General features: G+C 41.8%; 14 protein-coding genes, 1 tRNA gene and 1 pseudogene. 12 read left to right on the top strand and 4 right to left on the bottom strand.

The annotated features are described in order from the left end of the window. Positions 1-262 precede the first annotated feature (262 nt). The 6 genes and pseudogenes from AN390_RS12420 (at position 263) to drt4 (ending at position 8645) form a co-directional block, all read left to right on the top strand. Positions 263-339, top strand: a tRNA-Arg gene (locus tag AN390_RS12420). Positions 340-598: 259 nt separating this feature from the next. After that, positions 599-1774 (top strand): exo-beta-N-acetylmuramidase NamZ domain-containing protein, encoded by a 1176-nt coding sequence (locus AN390_RS12410; protein WP_055254832.1) that lies wholly within the window; start codon positions 599-601, stop codon positions 1772-1774. Positions 1775-1833: 59 nt separating this feature from the next. Beyond that, entirely contained in the window at positions 1834-3447 is a 1614-nt protein-coding gene (gene pbp4b, locus AN390_RS12405) for a penicillin binding protein PBP4B (RefSeq protein WP_236695098.1), read from the top strand. 187 nt (positions 3448-3634) lie between these two features. Then, positions 3635-5011, top strand: a complete 1377-nt coding sequence (locus AN390_RS12400) for a Na+/H+ antiporter NhaC family protein (RefSeq protein ID WP_029773935.1) — start codon at positions 3635-3637, stop codon at positions 5009-5011. A gap of 174 nt (positions 5012-5185) precedes the next feature. Then, a pseudogene (locus AN390_RS12395) lies at positions 5186-6927 on the top strand (potassium/proton antiporter). A 71-nt stretch (positions 6928-6998) separates the two neighbouring features. Further along, positions 6999-8645, top strand: coding sequence for an antiviral reverse transcriptase Drt4 (gene drt4, locus AN390_RS12390; RefSeq protein WP_055254828.1), 1647 nt, complete (start codon positions 6999-7001; stop codon positions 8643-8645). Positions 8646-8796: 151 nt separating this feature from the next. On the opposite strand, the gene AN390_RS12385 is transcribed toward drt4, so the two are convergent. The 3 genes from AN390_RS12385 to AN390_RS12375 are packed head-to-tail and all read right to left on the bottom strand — an operon-like array spanning position 8797 to position 10617. Next, complete coding sequence (locus AN390_RS12385) at positions 8797-9408, bottom strand: hypothetical protein (protein ID WP_055254826.1); 612 nt, start codon at positions 9406-9408, stop codon at positions 8797-8799. After that, a complete protein-coding gene (locus AN390_RS12380) occupies positions 9395-9967 on the bottom strand; it encodes a sigma-70 family RNA polymerase sigma factor (protein ID WP_024031593.1) in 573 nt (190 codons plus the stop codon). The genes AN390_RS12385 and AN390_RS12380 overlap by 14 nt, the downstream gene beginning before the upstream one ends. A gap of 14 nt (positions 9968-9981) precedes the next feature. Continuing rightward, positions 9982-10617, bottom strand: coding sequence for an energy transducer TonB (locus AN390_RS12375; RefSeq protein ID WP_024031594.1), 636 nt, complete (start codon positions 10615-10617; stop codon positions 9982-9984). Between the two features lie 145 nt (positions 10618-10762). Here AN390_RS12375 and AN390_RS12370 point away from each other — a divergent pair, with 145 nt between their 5' ends. Next, on the top strand, positions 10763-11269 hold the full coding sequence (locus AN390_RS12370) for a DUF3087 domain-containing protein (RefSeq protein WP_055254824.1): 507 nt from the start codon (positions 10763-10765) through the stop codon (positions 11267-11269). 34 nt (positions 11270-11303) lie between these two features. Continuing rightward, positions 11304-11753 carry a low molecular weight protein-tyrosine-phosphatase gene (locus AN390_RS12365; protein WP_024031596.1) on the top strand — a complete coding sequence of 150 codons (450 nt, stop codon included), beginning with the start codon at positions 11304-11306 and terminating at the stop codon, positions 11751-11753. A gap of 42 nt (positions 11754-11795) precedes the next feature. On the opposite strand, the gene AN390_RS12360 is transcribed toward AN390_RS12365, so the two are convergent. Then, a complete protein-coding gene (locus AN390_RS12360) occupies positions 11796-12908 on the bottom strand; it encodes an energy transducer TonB (protein ID WP_055254822.1) in 1113 nt (370 codons plus the stop codon). Between the two features lie 455 nt (positions 12909-13363). On the opposite strand from AN390_RS12360, the gene ribA reads away from it, so the two are divergent. The 4 genes from ribA to alaS all read left to right on the top strand — a co-directional run bounded on the left by ribA (position 13364) and on the right by alaS (position 17928). Continuing rightward, complete coding sequence (gene ribA / locus AN390_RS12355) at positions 13364-13987, top strand: GTP cyclohydrolase II (RefSeq protein WP_024031598.1); 624 nt, start codon at positions 13364-13366, stop codon at positions 13985-13987. Between the two features lie 80 nt (positions 13988-14067). Next, the gene (locus AN390_RS12350) at positions 14068-14856 is read left to right on the top strand and encodes a BPSS1780 family membrane protein (RefSeq protein WP_004587511.1); all 789 of its coding nucleotides are present in this window, start codon (positions 14068-14070) and stop codon (positions 14854-14856) included. Continuing rightward, on the top strand, positions 14856-15308 hold the full coding sequence (locus AN390_RS12345; RefSeq protein WP_004587512.1) for a regulatory protein RecX: 453 nt from the start codon (positions 14856-14858) through the stop codon (positions 15306-15308). The genes AN390_RS12350 and AN390_RS12345 overlap by 1 nt, the downstream gene beginning before the upstream one ends. A gap of 19 nt (positions 15309-15327) precedes the next feature. After that, a complete protein-coding gene (gene alaS / locus AN390_RS12340; protein WP_055254821.1) occupies positions 15328-17928 on the top strand; it encodes an alanine--tRNA ligase in 2601 nt (866 codons plus the stop codon).

Below are 17928 nucleotides of genomic sequence, written 5' to 3'. Positions count from 1 at the left end.
GCTACGAACCAGGCGGTCGGAGGTTCGAATCCTCCTGCGCCCACCACTCTTTACACACTCTGCTTAGAGTATAAATAAGTTAAAGTGTTTGGTTTAAAACCAAATCGGTCGGAGGTTCATTCTTACAAGATACGTCCTGCTTCCAGCACTTTTTACACACTCTGCTTAGAGTATAAATAAGCAAACAGTAAAAGTGGGCGCATAGCTCAGCTGGATAGAGTACCTGGCTACGAACCAGGCGGTCNAAGTAACTAATGAAAGTGGGCGCATAGCTCAGCTGGATAGAGTACCTGGCTACGAACCAGGCGGTCGGAGGTTCGAATCCTCCTGCGCCCACCACTTTCTATTACTACTTAAGTTAATAGAAAAGAAGCCGACAAAAGTCGGTTTTTTTGTGTCTGAATTTTGAGAAAGTTTTCAGCTATCAGCTATCAGTTAAGCCAAACAAACACCTCAGCTAAAAATTTCAGCGTAGACGTAGAGCTTGCTCACGTTAGAAGCGCAGCTTCTAATTACTTACGTACAGCTCAAAACCATTCACTGCTCTTTAACTTAAGCTGTGGTATTTTAAACACCTTGTTTAAAAGGAACTTGCTGTATGTTTAAAGCTGTATTCATCACCTTTGTTTTACTATTTATCACTATTTTTAATGTGGGCGCGCACGCTCACACAGCTCAAACAACGCCAATTGTTGGCGCTGCTCAATACAAACATTATTTGCCGCAGCTACAAAATAAACGTGTTGGCCTTGTGGTAAATCAAACATCGCTTGTCGAAAATACTCATTTGGTTGATGCTTTACTCACTAAAAATATAACCATAACCAAAATTTTTGCACCTGAGCATGGCTTTAGAGGCGATCACGACGCTGGTGCCCATGTTAAAAATGCGGTTGATAGTAAAACCGGTGTCCCGCTTATTTCTATTTATGGTAAAAACAAAAAACCAAGCGCTGAGGCTCTGAGCGAAGTAGATGTTATTATTTTTGATATACAAGATGTGGGCGTGCGCTTTTATACCTACATAAGCTCTATGCATTACATGATGGAAGCCGCAGCCGAGCAAGGTATTGAGTTTATTGTGCTTGATAGGCCAAACCCCAATATTGCCTACGTTGATGGGCCAATACTTGAGCGCCAATTTAAATCGTTTGTAGGTATGCACCCAATCCCCGTGCTGCACGGCATGACGGTAGGCGAGCTTGCTAAAATGATCAAAGGCGAAAGCTGGATCAATAAAGCGGCTGATTTAAAGCTTACTGTGATCCCAGTTGATCATTACACGCGCTTAACATCCTACAATTTACCTGTAAAACCCAGCCCTAATTTACCGAACGATCAATCAATTGCGCTGTATCCGTCGCTTTGCTTTTTTGAAGCAACCCCTGTAAGTATTGGCAGAGGCACCGACTTTGCGTTTCAAGTAATTGGCTACTCACCCGTTGCGCTTGGGAATTTTAGTTTTACACCGCGCTCGATAAAAGGGGCGGCAGCAAACCCTAAATTTAAAAATACCCCTGTAAAAGGGCTCGATTTACGCACAGCAAACACGCGCGGGCTTGATTTAAGTTACTTAGTAACGGCTTATAATAAATTAACTGAAAACAATATTACCTTTTTTGAACGCGCTGATTTTATGGATAAATTGGCTGGCACTAACAAACTACGTTTAGCTATTGAAGCAGGGCAATCAGAGCGGCAAATAAAACAAAGTTGGCAGCAAGGGCTTGCAGCATTTAAAAAGCAACGAGCGCCGTATTTGCTGTACAAGTAAGGGGTATAAATGGCTTTAGTAATAAAAAAAAATTAAGCAGCTGTTTTAAAAAGGCTTTATTGGCACTTGTTAGCGCGACTCTTGTAGCGTGCAGTACGGCAAATAAGCCAAATGAGTTTACAGCAAGTGAGCTTAAGCAAAGCAAATTAGTAACGCTTCCAAACGCCCAAGTTATTGTCACTTTTCCTGAGGCTAACCCAAGCAGCCGTGAGTACGTAAATAACCGTGGCACATTTAAAGCGTATAAAGGGCGAGGGCAGTTATTAATTCAAAATAATAACGCGATAAGCGCCGATATTTTTATAAATAACCAAAAGCTTAATATTACCAACCAATTAGCCGCTAATACTTTATACGAGTATTCGCTAGCAAGGCGCACTCACAACGGTGTAAATACGTTTAAGGTTGAAAATATTAAACCTAAAGGCGCAAGCCTTACCTTGCGCTTTGAGTTTCCAACCTTAAATACCGCTGCGCAAAGTAATATAGACTTTAGCCAGGTCGATGCCCTTATTGAAAAAGACATACAAGCTGGTTTTCCTGGTGCGGTATTGGCTGTTATTAAAAGTGGCGAACTCATAAAGCTTAGTGCCTATGGCGATGCCAAACAGTACCAGCAAAGTGATTTAATGCTACTACGCCCAGAGCCAATGCAAACACATACTCTGTTTGATTTAGCCTCTAACACCAAAATATTTGCCACTAACTTTGCCCTTATGAAACTTGTAAGCGAAGGGCTTTTAAATATAAACAAGCCCGTACAAAGTTACTTACCCGAATACAAAGGTGATGGCCGCGAGCTGCGCACAGTTAAAAATTTACTTACGCATACAGCGGGGTACCCGCCTGTGTTTGATTTTCATCGTAAAGGTGCTAAAAATGGCGATGTGTATTTTTCGCAAAATAGCCAAACCACAAAGCAGCTGTTACTTACGCAAGTGCCGCTGAGCAATAAATACCCCGCACAAGCCGTTTACTCCGATATTGATTACATGATTTTAGGCGTACTGGTTGAGCGTATAACCGGGCAACCACTTGATGACTACCTAGAGCAACACATTTACGCCCCACTTAAACTGACCAATACGGTATTTAACCCACTTAAAAAGGGCTTTAAACGCGCTGAATTTGCAGCAACCGAGCTTAGCGGCAATACCCGTGATGGCCGTATTACCTTTGATAATATTCGTACTAATGTTTTGCAAGGCGAAGTGCACGACGAGCGAGCATTTTATTCGTTTGATGGCGTAGCAGGGCATGCCGGTTTATTTAGTAATGCACCCGATTTAGCTGTGCTTTGCCAAGTACTATTAAACCAAGGTGGCTTTGGCAATACCCAGTTATTTAGCGCATCAACCTTAGCGCAGTTTGTAACGCCACTATTAAACAACGAAACCTATGGCCTAGGCTTTAGGCTTGCAGGTAACAACCAAGCTAGGCGTTGGCATTTTGGCCCTTATGCAAGTGCACAAGCGTATGGTCACACCGGCTGGACGGGCACAGTAACGGTTATTGATCCAACCTACGATTTAGCCATTATTTTATTGACCAATGCGCGGCACACAAAAATAAAAGGAAGCCAAAAACATTACCAGTTTTTGGGCAAACAATACGAGACCGCGCAATATGGCTCGGTGGTATCGCTTATTTACGAAGCACTACTAAATCAATAAATTATCGTTTAGGCTAAAACGGCCTAAGTGCAGTGCCTTAAGTGATTTATTTGCAGGTGACTTAACTAAGCCAATCCATTAAGCTAAGCGGTTTACAAATTCAGGCCACATTTTTAAAACGGCCTGTAAAATAAGCGTTTCAACGTGAATAAAGCGAACGCACTTCGCTATTAATAAAGGTTAATTTATGTCTTGGTATTCTATATTACCGCCGCTCATTGCTATCGCTATCGTATTTTGGCGAAAAGAAGTAATAATGGCACTTTTGGTGGCCGTGGCTTCGTCAGAATTTTTACTCGCTATACAAGGCGAGGGTAATACCTTATTTGCTACATTTTTAAATACCATTGAGCGCATAATATCGGTGGCCAGCTCGCCGGGTAATACTCGCATTTTAATATTTAGTATTATGATTGGTGCCTTGCTTGCCTACATACGCGAATCAGGCGGCGTAGCAGCCACCGTTAATATGCTAATGAATAAAGGCATTGCAAAAAGTAAGCGCCAAGTTGGCTTTTTAACCATGTTTACCGGCATCGCGGTATTTATAGAGTCAAACCTCAGCGTATTAACCTCAGGTATTGTATCGCGTGGCTTGTTCGACAAATTTAAAATGAGCCGAGCGCGTCTTGCTTATATTATTGATAGCACCAGTGCACCGGTGTGTATTTTAATATTACTTAACGGTTGGGGCGCATTTGTACTGGGTTTACTTGGCAATTACGAGCTAAGCGAATCGGCGGTTTCTATTTTATGGGGCAGCGTAGGGTACAACTTTTACGCCATTATCACGCTAGTCATTGTGTTTTACACTATCGCGTTTGATAAAGTACACGGCCCAATGAAAGAAGCCGAGCAAAAGCTAGAGCTGCAAAAAACTGATCTAAAAGAAGAAGTAAAAGGCTCTAAAGCGCGTTACATGCTCGTGCCATTACTTACCTTAATTGTGAGCATGGTAGGCTTTATGTTTTACACCGGCAACGGCGTACTTGCAGAAGGCAGCGGCTCTAAATCGGTTTTATACGCAACGGTATTAGCCATTGTGGTTGCATATGTTTTAATGATTAGCTCGCGCCAATTTACTCACCATCAATTAGTCGACACCGGCTTTAAAGGCATGGGCGAGTTATTACCGCTGGTGAGCATTGTATTGCTTTCACTTACACTGGGCGCAAGCTTAAAAGAGCTAGGCACGGGCGTATTTGTCGCATCACTAGTGGGCGATTACCTACCTATTTACTTAATTGTACCAGTGCTGTTTTTAACCGGCGCGGTTATGTCGTTTACTACGGGTACCTCGTGGGGCACATTTGCCATACTTATTCCTATTGGCGTACCGCTTATTCAAGCGCTCGGTTTGCCACCTTCACTGGTGGTAGGCGCTATTTTAGGCGGCGGTATATTTGGCGATCACTGCTCGCCTATATCCGACACCAGCGCCGTATCGGCACTCGCCTCGGGGTGTGACTTACTCACCCACGTTAAAACGCAGCTACCGTATGCGTTATTTGGCGGCGCACTGACGTTTATAGCGTACTTAGTAACAAGCATAATAGTGTTGTAAAATTTGCCCGTTTAAATACTCAAAGGCCTGCTTAATCGCAGGCTTTTTTGTTTTAAATATGCAGTTAAGTACCCGTATTTATATTTTTTAGGTTATTGTATGGCATGAGCTTTAAGCTTTTTAATAGCTATAAATTCTTACTTTTTAACTTATACAAGGCTGTAAACCCACACTATGTTTGTAATAGATAATATCATTCTTGTTAGTGCCATTTTAATTTTACTAGGGGTTATCTCGAGTAAGCTATCTGCGCGCGTTGGCTTACCCGTGCTGGTGCTATTTTTACTGGTGGGCATGCTTGCAGGTGAAGACGGTATTGCAGGTATATCATTTGATAACGCAGAGGCGGCGCATGCTCTGGGCACGTTAGCACTGGCTATTATTCTATTTGATGGTGGGCTACAAACGCCAACCAGCTCTATTAAACAAGTGTGGAAACCTGCTTCGGCTTTAGCAACGGTTGGGGTGCTATTAACGGCTGTAATTACCGGCCTTGTCGCCACTTATATTTAGACTTACCCGTATTACAAGGCGTTTTGCTGGGCGCTATTGTGGGCTCTACAGATGCCGCTGCCGTATTTGCACTTTTACGTAGCGCCGGTATTCACTTAAATAAAAAGCTTAAATCAACCCTTGAAATAGAAAGTGCCTCGAACGACCCAATGGCTATTTTTTTAACGGTTGGTTTGCTCGAAATGCTAGTGAACGACATGCCAATAGGGCTGGGTTTACTGCAGTTATTTGCCCAGCAAATGGGCGTAGGCGCCGTTTGTGGGGTTTTAATTGGTAAGGTGTCGGTGTGGTTTATTAATCGAATAAAATTAAATGCATCAGGTTTGTATTTAGTAATGGTAACCGCATTTGGGCTGCTTTCTTTTGGCCTTTCTGCAACGCTTGGCGGCAGTGGCTTTTTAGCTGTATTTATAACCGGCGTTATTTTAGGTAACAGTAAATTTGTATATAAACGCGGCATTTTTCTTTTTCACGATGGTTTAGCGTGGCTTGGGCAAATAACCATGTTTGTTGTGTTAGGGCTTTTAATTAATCCCTCGTCGTTGGTTGATGTATGGCTAGAAGGGTTGTTAATTGCACTGGCACTTATTTTTGTTGCTCGCCCACTAGCGGTAGCGCCAATTTTAAAATTATTTGGCTTTAATAATCGTGAAACATTATTTGTATCTTGGGTGGGGCTAAGAGGCTCAGTGCCGATTATTTTAGCTATATTCCCACTGTTGTTTGGCCTTTCAGGGGCGGAGCTTATTTTTAATGTGGTTTTTTTCGTGGTGTTAATCTCGGCCACGTTGCAAGGCTCAACTATGCCTTGGATGGCTAAAAAGTTAAGTTTAATAGAGCCGCCACCCGATTTAGCAGCTGCAACGCTCGAAATTACCGCCCTAAATGATATTGATATAGAAATTGTAGAGTACACGTTAAGTGAGGTTTCTCGGGTTTCTGGGCGCAGTTTATCACATGCTGCACTGCCAGAAAGTGTAGTTGTAGCCATGATCACACGAGGGCCTTCAATCATACCGCCACGCGGCTCAACTAAATTAAAACCAAACGATCATTTATTTGTTGTTTTAAAACCCGCTAACAGACCTTTTGTTGATTTAGTTTTTACAGCAACCGATAAAACAAACCACCAAGATAGTTACTTAGCGCGCAACGAACTTAAAGTGAAAGGGGTTACGCTAGTAGGCGATATATTTTACTCATATCACATGAAAATAGACGCGCCAGAGGGCATAAGCTTGGAAGAGGTGATCAACCAAAAGCTCTCAGGAGAAATCAGTAAAGGCTCAATTGTGGTTATTGGTAATGTTCAACTACGCGTTATAACAATGGTACATACACGTATAGTGACCATCGGCCTAAAGTACTTACACAATCCAGAACAACGACTTTTAAAGCAGTAGCCTTTAAGGATTTTCTTTTACCTAGGGCGGTTTCAAATAAACTAACGAGATAATAAATACAAAGGAATGATATGAGTCAAATTCTTGGTGATACAGATGATAAGAGATCTTTATATGAGGCTCTCACTAGATACAACTATTTTCCAAATCAACGAGCTAATATAGGTGAGTTACCACCGAGTCTCGATACGAGGCAATTTACACCAGAGGTGGCAGAGGCTATTTCTAAGCTTGAAGAGTCTAATGGCAGATCTGGTTACGACTTAGTTGAATATAAGGCTACAAGATATAATAACGTGCCTAGAGTACTGGGACTTGTCCATCCTAGAGCTTACTCATCACTAGCCAAGTGTATACATGATAATTGGGGGGAGCTGAAATGTGTTACTGAGAACGAAAATAGTATAATTAAGCCTGAGTTTCACCAAAGTGAAAAGCGATTAGTTGTAATGAATTACGAAGAGCCATTCGTAAAAATTAGTCGCTCCCATACTTCTTCTTTTGCAAAACGATTTAGAGTTCACACTGATATAGCTAACTGTTTTAATAGTATTTATTCTCATTCAATTGCATGGGCTGCTGTTGGAGTTAAAGAGGCTAAAGCACAACAAAAAAGCAAAGAGTGGTTTAACCGTTTAGATACCTACCAACGAAAAACTAAGCGTAATGAAACTCAGGGAATACCAATAGGTTCTGCAGCCTCTAGTATTGTGAGCGAGTTAATCTTAGGCAAAGTTGATGAATCCTTAAAAGATAAAGGTTATGAGTTCCATAGATACATTGATGATTATACTTGCTACTGCGTGACTAGCGAAGACGCTCAAAACTTCATTCAAGATTTAGCCAACTCTCTCGCTATTTTTAAGTTAACACTAAACTTAAAGAAAACATCAATAATAGAATTACCAGCAGCTTTTGAAGATGAGTGGGTGTTAGATTTAAAAAGTGCATTACCAAGCCGTTTAGGTAACGCAGGAGAAAACGAGCCAAAAATTTCTGCTGACGAAGCGCTTACGTTTTTAAATAAAGCTATTGGAATTAATAAAAGCACGCCAGATGGAAGTGTATTAAAGTACGCAACGTCGTTAATCATTAATTATTTAGATGAAAATGCGGATATAAGTTTATTGGAAGCTCTTTTGAACCTTGCTTGGCATTATCCAGTTTTACTTCCGCTATTCGATAAGCTATTAGAAAAAGCAGAAATAAATGCAGGGGTTTTTGAACAGCAATTAAATGTAATAATACAAGAAAATGCTGATAAGTTCAGGTCTGATGGCATGTCTTGGCCTCTTCATACAATGCTAACTAATAACGTCATACCAAAAAAGGAAACTGCTGAAAAGGTCATTGCGAGTGGTGATTGCGTTGCAATTACTTTGCTACTAGAGATGCATGACTTCAACGCAATGATAGTTGAATTTGCGAATACTATAATTGCTGGTGATGATAACTATGAAAAAGATAGTTATTGGCTATTACTTTATCAATTATACCTAAAAGACCTGTTAATTGATGAACCTTATACTGACAAGGTATTTCGTTGTTTAAAAAAACATAAGGTTAATTTTATACCCCGAAATACGAAAACTAAAGCTGAAATAAACTGTGATAAAATTCAAAGTGAAATGACATCAAATGCGTTAAAAACCGTATTTTCAGAAATGACTATACCTGCTGTAAACAAAAATCCAGATGAAGATTCGGCTGTCTTCTAGTTTTTATAGAGTATTATTTAAAGCTTTTGTTAATGAAGGTGAATAAAGTTAGCTATATAGTGATTTTCCCTCTGTGCAGCGCGAAGCGCCTCTGTGTTCTCGGTGGTAATAAATATCTAAATTACCACCAACATTAACTGAGCTAAACTACCTAAGCCCCACACTGCCTAACTCCAGCACCCGCATGTTTAAGTGCTACAATCTGCCCTTTACCGTTATGCGCCATAGCCAGCATATCACCCGTATTTAGACCACTTTCTACCGCATGTTTACCCTTTAAATCACTGAGCAGTGACTGCTTAATTTGTACCAGTACCTCGTCATTACAGCTGGCTATGTACCAGTCGTTATCAACCTTTACGAGCGTGCCGTATTCTATGTGGCGTTGTTGGTGTAAGCGCAAGCTATTAGCGTGCTGAGTATCGAGTGCGTGTTTTTGCTCGGTAATGGCGCTTGTGTAACTGCCCGATGGGGTTATTTCGTGGGTTTTAATAATTGAGTAGTCGTGAATATCGATAGTGTTAAGCACCGTTTTAGGTGCGTAGTTAATGCCATTGCTGTTATCAAATACAATAAATGCGAATACGCCCAGTGCGCAGGCAAGGCTGGTTAACTGTAGCGTAAAACTAAGCCTTGAGGGCTTTTTATGGCTGGCATTATTAAGTAACGCTTTTTGTTGGGAAGCGCTGAGTGTAGTGCGTGCTTTTCGCTCTTTGTAGTGTTGAGTGAGCTTTTGATCAAACTGCTCATCAGGCTTGTTCATTGTTTGCTCCTAATAAACGTTTAAGGTTTTGCTTGGCATAGCGCAGCCTTGTTTTTACGCTCTCATGGTTGCTTTGCGTTATAAGCTCTATGTCGGCAAGGCTAAAGCCTTCTTGTTGTAAGGTAATGGCTTCGCGTTGCACAAAGCTCAGTTGCTTGAGTGCGCTATCGAACGCTTGGTAATTTATATTGCTAATACTGTTGTTATTACCTTGCTCATTTTGCTGCGCGGGTAGGTGGGTGTTTTCGTCAAGCTCTACAAAGCGCTGTTGTTTGCGGTATTCGTCTACTAATGTGTTGCGCGCGAGTTTAAATAACCACGCTTTTGGCGTGGTTTGCGCTTGGTAAAGGTGGCGTTTTTCGATTACTTTTAGCCAGGTTTGTTGGCTTACGTCGTATGCTAAATGCGTATTAGATTGCGTCACTAGGTAGTGATATAAATCGTTACTGTATAAGGCAATAAGCTGCTCTAAGTAGCGGTTGTCGCCACTTTTTGCGTAACTTGCCATGCAATCCTTGCTTGGCGTTTCAAATAACCATGACTTAATACTGAGTAGCATAGGCGTTTAGTCCGTTAAATAGAGTTATCTAATTTAAAATCGAGCTGTACGGTTTGATCTGTTTGTAATTGTGCCACACCTTCTATTACTTTGGGGCGATATTTCCAGCGTTTTATGGCTCTTATTGCTTCGCGGTCAAAGGTGCGTTTGGGCTCGGCGTTTATTACCACTGGGTTTATTACTTCGCCGGTGGGCGAAATACTAAAGCTCAGTTGTACCCAGCCTTCTATGCCATTGCGCGCAGCAGATGTTGGGTATTTTGGATTTATGCGCACTATGGGTGTTGCATCGCCTGTTGGGCGGTTAATCGTGCTATTTATATCATCTCCAAAATCATCAATAGTGATTGGTGTTAATTCGTTAATCGCTATTACAGGGTCGTTTGAGGTATCTATTGGTGGTGCTTTAGGCGGCGTTTTTGGTACAGGCGGTGGTGGCTGTATTTTTTGTATATGCCTTACTTGTGAATCCTCTGGTGCCTGAAAAATCTCTACAATAATATCGTCGCCGAGTTTTATAGGTGCGCGCTGCTCGCCACTAATTAGGTATTGCATAAATGCAAAGGCGGCAAAGGTCATTACTGCGCCGCCAATAACGGCGGTTGATGTTTTAATAAATGCTGAATTATTGGGTACTTCAAGTGTGTGCATAAGCCGCTCCGAGTAAACTTATTGGGTTGTTTAAAAGCTATAACGGGGGGCAAATCAAAAAGGGGTTAAATAATTTTATAAAAATTGCGGGGTTTAGTTACAATAGCGTTCGCTATATTTTTACTTATTAATTTTTTAGGCTGTTATGCAACTCATACAAATAGATAAAGCACGTTACCGCAAACATTTAAATAGGGTAATTATAGGGTGTGCGGCGGGTTTAGCTGTTGGCAGCTTGGCTATATCGCAAACGTTAATTGCGTTGTTTCCTGATGAAAGCGGGAGCCATTTTCATTGGAATTTAACCGGTGTTGTTATAACAAGTTTGGCCATTGGCTGGCTGTTAAATAAATACCGTACCCATAGTTTTATGACCGAAGTGGTGTACGTGTGGGAGCTAAAACAAGCGCTTAATAAAATAACCCGCAAAATGCCAAAGCTAAAAGCGGCAGGGCGCGAGGGTAATGCCGATGCATTATTAGCGATTCATTATAGTTATGCGGGCTCACGGCTTTTATGGCAGCTTGACGATAACACCATTACTATGGATGAGTTAGCTATAAAACAAGCGGAGCTTGATAGTGTGGCGGCCAAGTATAACCTGACTTTAAATGCCGATGACTATAACGAGGCTATATTAAAACAGTTTTAAAGCCTAGGTGGTTAAATTAGCTAAAGGAGCCTTAATGAAAAAAGTACTGATAGTGTGTTTAGGTAATATTTGCCGCTCGCCCACAGCAGAGGCGGTGTTAAAAGCGCGTGCTAAAAAATTAGGCGTTGAGGTAAAAGTCGACTCGGCAGGGACTATTGGCTACCACGAAGGTAAAACGCCAGATAGCCGCTCAATGGCTGCAGGCGAAAAACGCGGTTATAGCTTTAAAGGTATATTTTCGCGCCCAGTTCGCAGCAGCGATTTTACTGAGTTTGATTTAATTTTAGCGGCCGACACACAAAACTTAGCTGACTTAAAAGCGCAATGCCCCACCCACTTACATTACAAGCTGGCATTGTTTTTAGAATACGGCGAGCAAAGCCAAAGCGCCATACCCGACCCATACTACGGCGGCGATGATGGCTTTGAAAATGTGCTCGATTTAATTGAAGCCGCGAGCGATAAAATACTCGCAAAGCTTTGAATAAAGCTACCTGAACAAAAAGACGCTATAATACCTTGCGTGTCATCTGGCTATTTTAAAGTCGAGCTGTACTTGAGTGCTTGCAACAACGGGTTGGCCGTCTTCAAATTTTGGTGCATAACGCCATTTTTTAAGTGCCGTAAGTGCCGACCTTTCAAACTCTTTCCCCCCTTGTGAGCTAACTACCTCTGGGTTTTTAACAAAGCCTGCGGTATCTACGTCAAATTCAACAACGACAATACCATCTCGCATTTGGCGTGCTTTGTTTTGTGGGTACTCAGGGTTTTTGCGGTATATAGGTGTTTGCTCTTGTGTTTTTTTCCACGGCACCATTTTAGCAATTGCTAAACAATGCTTAGTGGCTTGTTCGCTTTGGCCTGTTTTTTCGTAAAGGTTAACAAGCTTTGAGTGCGCAGTAAGCTCAGCGCTGTGATCAAAGCTTAAGTTGTTATCAAATACCGATACAACATGGTTTAGTCGTTCAATGGCTTCATTGTATTTTTTCTTACCTTGAGCAAACGACGCCATTAAAAAGTCGGCTTTAATGCGCTCTACGGTGTTGTCGTCTAGGTTATTACGGTAGTAGTCATCGGCTTGGTTAAGTAGCGTTTTAGCTTTATGGTATTTTTTATGAGCAAATTTTTTGGCAAGCAGCGAGGCTGCTTCAAACTGCATGTCGGCAACAAATTTAGGGTTGTTTTGTGTTTTAGCTATTTCAATTATACGGTCGTAATCGTTATCGGCTTGATAGGCCGAGCGGGTGTTTTCAGCCTTGCCTATTAGGGCATCGATTGTTTCTATTGCATTTTTACCGTGGTTATTTGCCAGTATTGTATAGGCTTGCGAGTAAAGTTCGAAGCGTTGCTCTGATACATTTTTTTTGTCGTTGATAGAGCGCGGCGCTGTAATTGCTTTGGCGTAATTAATAGCAAGGCTTGCGGTGTTATCACTTTTATCACCATAAAGCGCAAGGCCTGTAATATAGGCATGTTTAGCTGCTTGCTCTATGTTTTCGTCTTTTTTAACAGCCGTTAAATAACTTTGGTATGCATCAGAAAAGGCGGCTTTATCATCGCTTACTTGGCTTGCATTGGCCTGGCTTGCAAAAGCCGTAAAGGTTAATCCGATAACTAAGGCGAGGTGTTGTGCTTTCATAATAATCCCTATTAGTGTTCAATATAGAAACAAAATACCACAAGTGATAATGGTTTTCATTATCTTTTGCGTGGACACTTGCTTATAAAACTAACTAATTACCTAATACCCATGTGCACTAAGCTGTAACTAACTTTCGTCATTATACTGTACTAATAGTGCCTGCTGAGATAACTAGGTAACACCGTTTTAGCTTTTTATAGGTGCGGTGTATTAACTTAATGTGTAAGCAGCGTGGTAAAAGTAATAAAATTAAAATAGCAAATGCGTTCAAGTTTGTCATTGTTTTGGGGAAATAGCCCTAGGTAGTGGGAGTTTATTGCATATTAAGATTGAAAATAGGCTGTGCAATCGCCATATATTTGCCATAAACCTAGTGTACTACGATCTAACTTTAAACATTTGTGATATTATCACCTTATGGTGTCGTAGTTATTTAATTATTTGGATTTGTCGTGGCGCAAGTAAGAGCAAGAGCCCAGCTTAATGTTGGCAAAAATAGTGATATTCCCGCAGAAATAGTGTCTTTTAGTGGCTTAAAAGACGGCCAAGAACACGTTGCGTTTGTATTTAACAATGCTGATGTAAATCAAAATGTGCCGCTTATTCGCATGCACTCTGAGTGTTTAACCGGTGATGTGTTTCATTCATCGCGCTGCGATTGTGGCGAGCAGTTAAATGAGTGTATTGAAATGATGCACGAGCAAGGCGGGGTGTTATTGTATTTACGCCAAGAGGGCCGAGGTATTGGTTTATATAATAAAATTGATGCTTACGTGCTGCAATCTCAAGGTATGAACACTTACGAGGCTAATAATCACTTAGGTTTTGCTGACGACTTACGTGATTTTTCGGACGCGGTATTAATGCTCAACGCACTTAATTTAAGCCACGTTAAATTAATGACCAATAACCCTAAAAAGCTTAATGCATTAAAAGATGCCGGCATTGAAGTAGACACCGTTATTGGTACCCACGCGCACATTAAAGCAGGCCTTACAGGTAACAAAGCTTACCTAGAAACCAAAATAAAACACGGCGCACATATGTTAGATATTAAAAAAATTAAAAAACCTTAACTATTTAATCATGTAGTGTCTGTTAATCCCCCCTCACGCCAAGTTATACTTGGCGTGTTTTGTTTAATTTAAGAGCCAGTATGTCTAACGAATTACGAATTTTTAAAGCCGATGCCGGGCTAAAGTGGTTTAAAGCCGGTTGGCATATTTTTAAAACCCAGCCATTTACCTTTGTAGTTATGCACTTATTAATAGGCATAGTGGGCATACTGTCGTTATTTTTACCTTTGCTGCAAGTTGTTGCGGCACTTGCTACGCCTTTTTTAACCGCCGGTTTTTACCAAGCGGTGCTTAGCAAGCAGCAGGGCGGTAAAATTATGCTGGCCGACATACTCAAACCCTTTAGCGCAAAAGGTAACCGTTTAGGACTACTACGTTTAGCGCTTTACCAAATGGGGGCGGGTATTTTAATGGCCTTATTAGCTAATGGCCTATTTGCCGATGCGGTGGCTATTATGAGCCAAGAGGGGCTTGATCCTAACATTGCGCTTGAGCAAACCTTAAATAGTATTTCGGGCGCCAGTGTGGTGCTATTTTTAGTGGCAATGGCGGTGTATTTAATGGCGTTTGCTTACGCGGTACCGCTTATTTATTTTAGTAAAGAAAAACGCATTTTAACGGCGCTTAAAAATTCGCTATTGGTTTTTTATCATAACCTGTTCGCATTGAGTGTTTTTGGCATTATTTGTGTGTTATTTATGGCGCTTTCTATGTTCTTATCGTTCTTACCGCTGTTGATTTTAATGCCAATTTGCTACATTAGTTTCTTTGTATCTTATCAGGCTATTTTTATGCCAGTTGTACCGCCAAGTGACGATAGCAATGTTAAACCACTTAGCAGTGAACAAAGCGGGCGCTTTGACGCTTAATGGATGATAAGTTAAAACAAAAGCTTAAAAACTATGTACTGTGGTTACTTGGGCGCCAAGAGTATTCGCGCCGCGAGTTAACCTTTAAGCTTCAGCAAAAAGAAGCCAGCGACGAGTTTATAGAAACCCTGCTTAATTGGTGCGAAGAGCACAATTTTATTAACGAGCAACGCTATTGCGAAGGGTTTGTCAGAAAACACATTTTTAAAGGCCATGGCTTAAAGCGCATTCAAAGCGAAGCCATAGGCAAAGGGATTGACCGTTCACTACTTGAAAGAGTGGTTGAAGAGCTTGAAATAGACTGGTTTGAGCTTGCGCAGGAAGCGTACAACAAAAAGTATTCAACTACACCGGCCAACCTCGAGTACAAAGATAAAGCTAAGCGCGTGCGCTACTTAATGTACCGAGGATTTAGCTACGAACAAATTGATTTTGCAATGCAAGCACAGTAAATACAGGTGAGATTTTCACATGCAGCACATGACTACGGCACAACTTAGGCAACAGTTTTTAGACTTTTTTGCCAGCAAACAGCACCAAATTGTCCAATCGGCTTCACTTATTCCGGGTAACGATGCCACGTTGTTATTTAACAATGCCGGTATGGTTCCTTTTAAGGATGTGTTTTTAGGCGCCGAAACTCGCCCTTACACGCGTGCTACTAGTGCACAGCGTTGTGTGCGTGCTGGTGGTAAACATAACGATTTAGAAAACGTAGGTTACACAGCGCGTCACCATACATTTTTTGAAATGCTAGGTAACTTTAGTTTTGGCGATTACTTTAAACAAGACGCTATTAAGTTTGCGTGGGAGTTTTTAACTGAGGTTGTTAAATTACCACAAGAAAAACTACTTGTTACTATTTACCACGACGATGAAGATGCATTTGGCTTTTGGCACAATGATATTGGCCTAAGCGAAGATCGTATTATTCGTATTGCTACCTCAGATAACTTTTGGTCAATGGGCGATACTGGCCCGTGTGGCCCGTGTTCTGAAATATTTTACGATCACGGTGAGCACATTTGGGGCGGTCCTCCGGGCTCACCTGAAGAAGATGGCGACCGCTTTATCGAAATTTGGAACCTTGTATTTATGCAGTACAACCGTCAAAGCGACGGTACTATGGAGCCGCTGCCTAAACAATCTGTTGATACAGGTATGGGCCTTGAGCGTATTGCTGCTATTTTACAAGGCGTGCATTCAAACTACGAAATCGACTTGTTCCAAGGCTTAATTGCAGCTGCGGCAAGTGTAACTAACGCACAAGATTTAAACGATAAGTCGCTACGCGTTGTTGCGGATCATATTCGTTCGTGTGCGTTTTTAATTTCTGATGGTGTTATGCCATCAAACGAAGGCCGTGGTTATGTATTGCGTCGTATTATTCGTCGTGCAGTACGCCATGGTAACAAGCTTGGTGCACAAGGTGCGTTTTTCTATAAACTGGTTGCAGCGCTTATTGAACAAATGGGCCAAGCCTACCCAGAGCTTGCAAAGCAGCAAGAAATTATCGAAAAAGTACTGCGCATTGAAGAAGAACAATTTGGTAAAACCCTTGAGCGTGGCTTAGCTATTTTAGAAGAAAGCCTAAGCGAGCTTAAAGGCGATGTTATTCCTGGTGATTTAGTATTTAAATTATACGACACCTATGGTTTCCCTGCTGATTTAACGGCCGATGTAGCCCGTGAACGCCAAATGACAATAGACCATGCAGGCTTTGAAGAGTGCATGGCTGTACAGCGTAAAACAGCGCAGCAAGCGGGTAAATTTGGTGCCGATTACAACGAGCAATTAAAGTCAGAAAAACACACTGAGTTTAAAGGCTACGACAGCACACATCATAGCGCTACAGTAGTAGAAGTTTTTGCAAATGGTGAGTCGGTTTCTATTTTAGAAGACGGCCAACAAGGCATTGTTGTACTTAATCATACGCCATTTTATGCAGAATCTGGTGGCCAAACAGGTGATACCGGTACCATTACTGTTGCAGGTGGTGAGTTTACAGTGACTAACACTACTAAACTGGGTAATGCGTTTGCGCACCACGGTAGCGTACAAGGGCGCATTGCGGTTAACGATAAAGTAGATGCCACTATTGATGATGCACGCCGTGAACGCATTAAGAAAAATCACACAGCTACGCATATTTTACACGAAGCACTGCGCCAACTATTAGGTGAACACGTAAGCCAAAAAGGCTCACTGGTTGAGCCTGAGCGTTTACGTTTTGACTTCTCGCACTTTGAAGCTGTTACTAAAGACGAGCTACGTGAAATTGAGCGTGTAGTTAACGATGAAATTCGTCGTAACTTTGCCCTAAACACTGAGCTTATGGCGATTGATGACGCTAAAGCAAAAGGGGCAATGGCGCTGTTTGGCGAAAAGTACGACGATGAAGTACGCGTAGTAACCATTGGCGATTACTCAATTGAACTGTGTGGCGGTACGCACGTAGAGCGCGCGGGTGATATTGGCTTATTTAAAATTGTATCTGAAAGCGGTATTGCTGCAGGCGTACGCCGTATTGAAGCTGTAACAGGCGCAGATGCAGTGGCGTATGTAAGCGAGCAAGAAAAACAGCTAAACGATGTAGCAGCGCTGGTAAAAGGTGATAGCGCATCGGTACTTGAAAAAGTAACTGCGCTTCTTGAAAAGTCTAAAGGCCTTGAAAAGCAAATTGCACAGCTTAACGATAAGCTAGCCAGTGCAGCGGGTGCGTCTTTACTTGATTCGATTGTTGAAATTAATGGCGTTAAGCTATTAGTGGCAAACGTTGAAGGAACTGAATCTAAAGCGCTTCGTGGTATGGTTGACGATCTTAAAAACAAGATTGGCTCAGGTGTTATTGCATTGGGTGTTGCCAGCGGCGAAAAAGTAAGCCTAATTGCCGGTGTAACGAAAGATTTAACCGGTAAAGTTAAAGCCGGTGAGCTTGTAAACCACATGGCAGGCCAAGTAGGCGGCAAAGGGGGCGGTCGTCCTGATATGGCACAAGCGGGTGGTTCACAGCCAGAAAACCTAAACGCCGCGCTTGAAAGCGTGACAGCCTGGGTAAGCGAGAAAGTTTAA

Source organism: Pseudoalteromonas sp. P1-11, from assembly GCF_001399995.1.
In the GTDB taxonomy this organism is placed as follows: Bacteria; Pseudomonadota; Gammaproteobacteria; order Enterobacterales; family Alteromonadaceae; genus Pseudoalteromonas; species Pseudoalteromonas atlantica.
Note: the sequence above shows the minus strand (reverse complement) of the source record. Positions and strands in the feature narration are given on the sequence as shown.

Coding starts and splice junctions, on each gene's coding strand:
- AN390_RS12365 (WP_024031596.1), top strand. CDS start 11,304: ATGAAAAAAGTACTGATAGTGTGTTTAGGTAATATTTGCCGCTCGCCC.
- AN390_RS12370 (WP_055254824.1), top strand. CDS start 10,763: ATGCAACTCATACAAATAGATAAAGCACGTTACCGCAAACATTTAAAT.
- AN390_RS12410 (WP_055254832.1), top strand. CDS start 599: ATGTTTAAAGCTGTATTCATCACCTTTGTTTTACTATTTATCACTATT.
- AN390_RS12385 (WP_055254826.1), bottom strand. CDS start 9,408: ATGAACAAGCCTGATGAGCAGTTTGATCAAAAGCTCACTCAACACTAC.
- AN390_RS12375 (WP_024031594.1), bottom strand. CDS start 10,617: ATGCACACACTTGAAGTACCCAATAATTCAGCATTTATTAAAACATCA.
- AN390_RS12380 (WP_024031593.1), bottom strand. CDS start 9,967: ATGCTACTCAGTATTAAGTCATGGTTATTTGAAACGCCAAGCAAGGAT.
- AN390_RS12350 (WP_004587511.1), top strand. CDS start 14,068: ATGTCTAACGAATTACGAATTTTTAAAGCCGATGCCGGGCTAAAGTGG.
- AN390_RS12345 (WP_004587512.1), top strand. CDS start 14,856: ATGGATGATAAGTTAAAACAAAAGCTTAAAAACTATGTACTGTGGTTA.
- alaS (WP_055254821.1), top strand. CDS start 15,328: ATGCAGCACATGACTACGGCACAACTTAGGCAACAGTTTTTAGACTTT.
- drt4 (WP_055254828.1), top strand. CDS start 6,999: ATGAGTCAAATTCTTGGTGATACAGATGATAAGAGATCTTTATATGAG.
- AN390_RS12400 (WP_029773935.1), top strand. CDS start 3,635: ATGTCTTGGTATTCTATATTACCGCCGCTCATTGCTATCGCTATCGTA.
- AN390_RS12360 (WP_055254822.1), bottom strand. CDS start 12,908: ATGAAAGCACAACACCTCGCCTTAGTTATCGGATTAACCTTTACGGCT.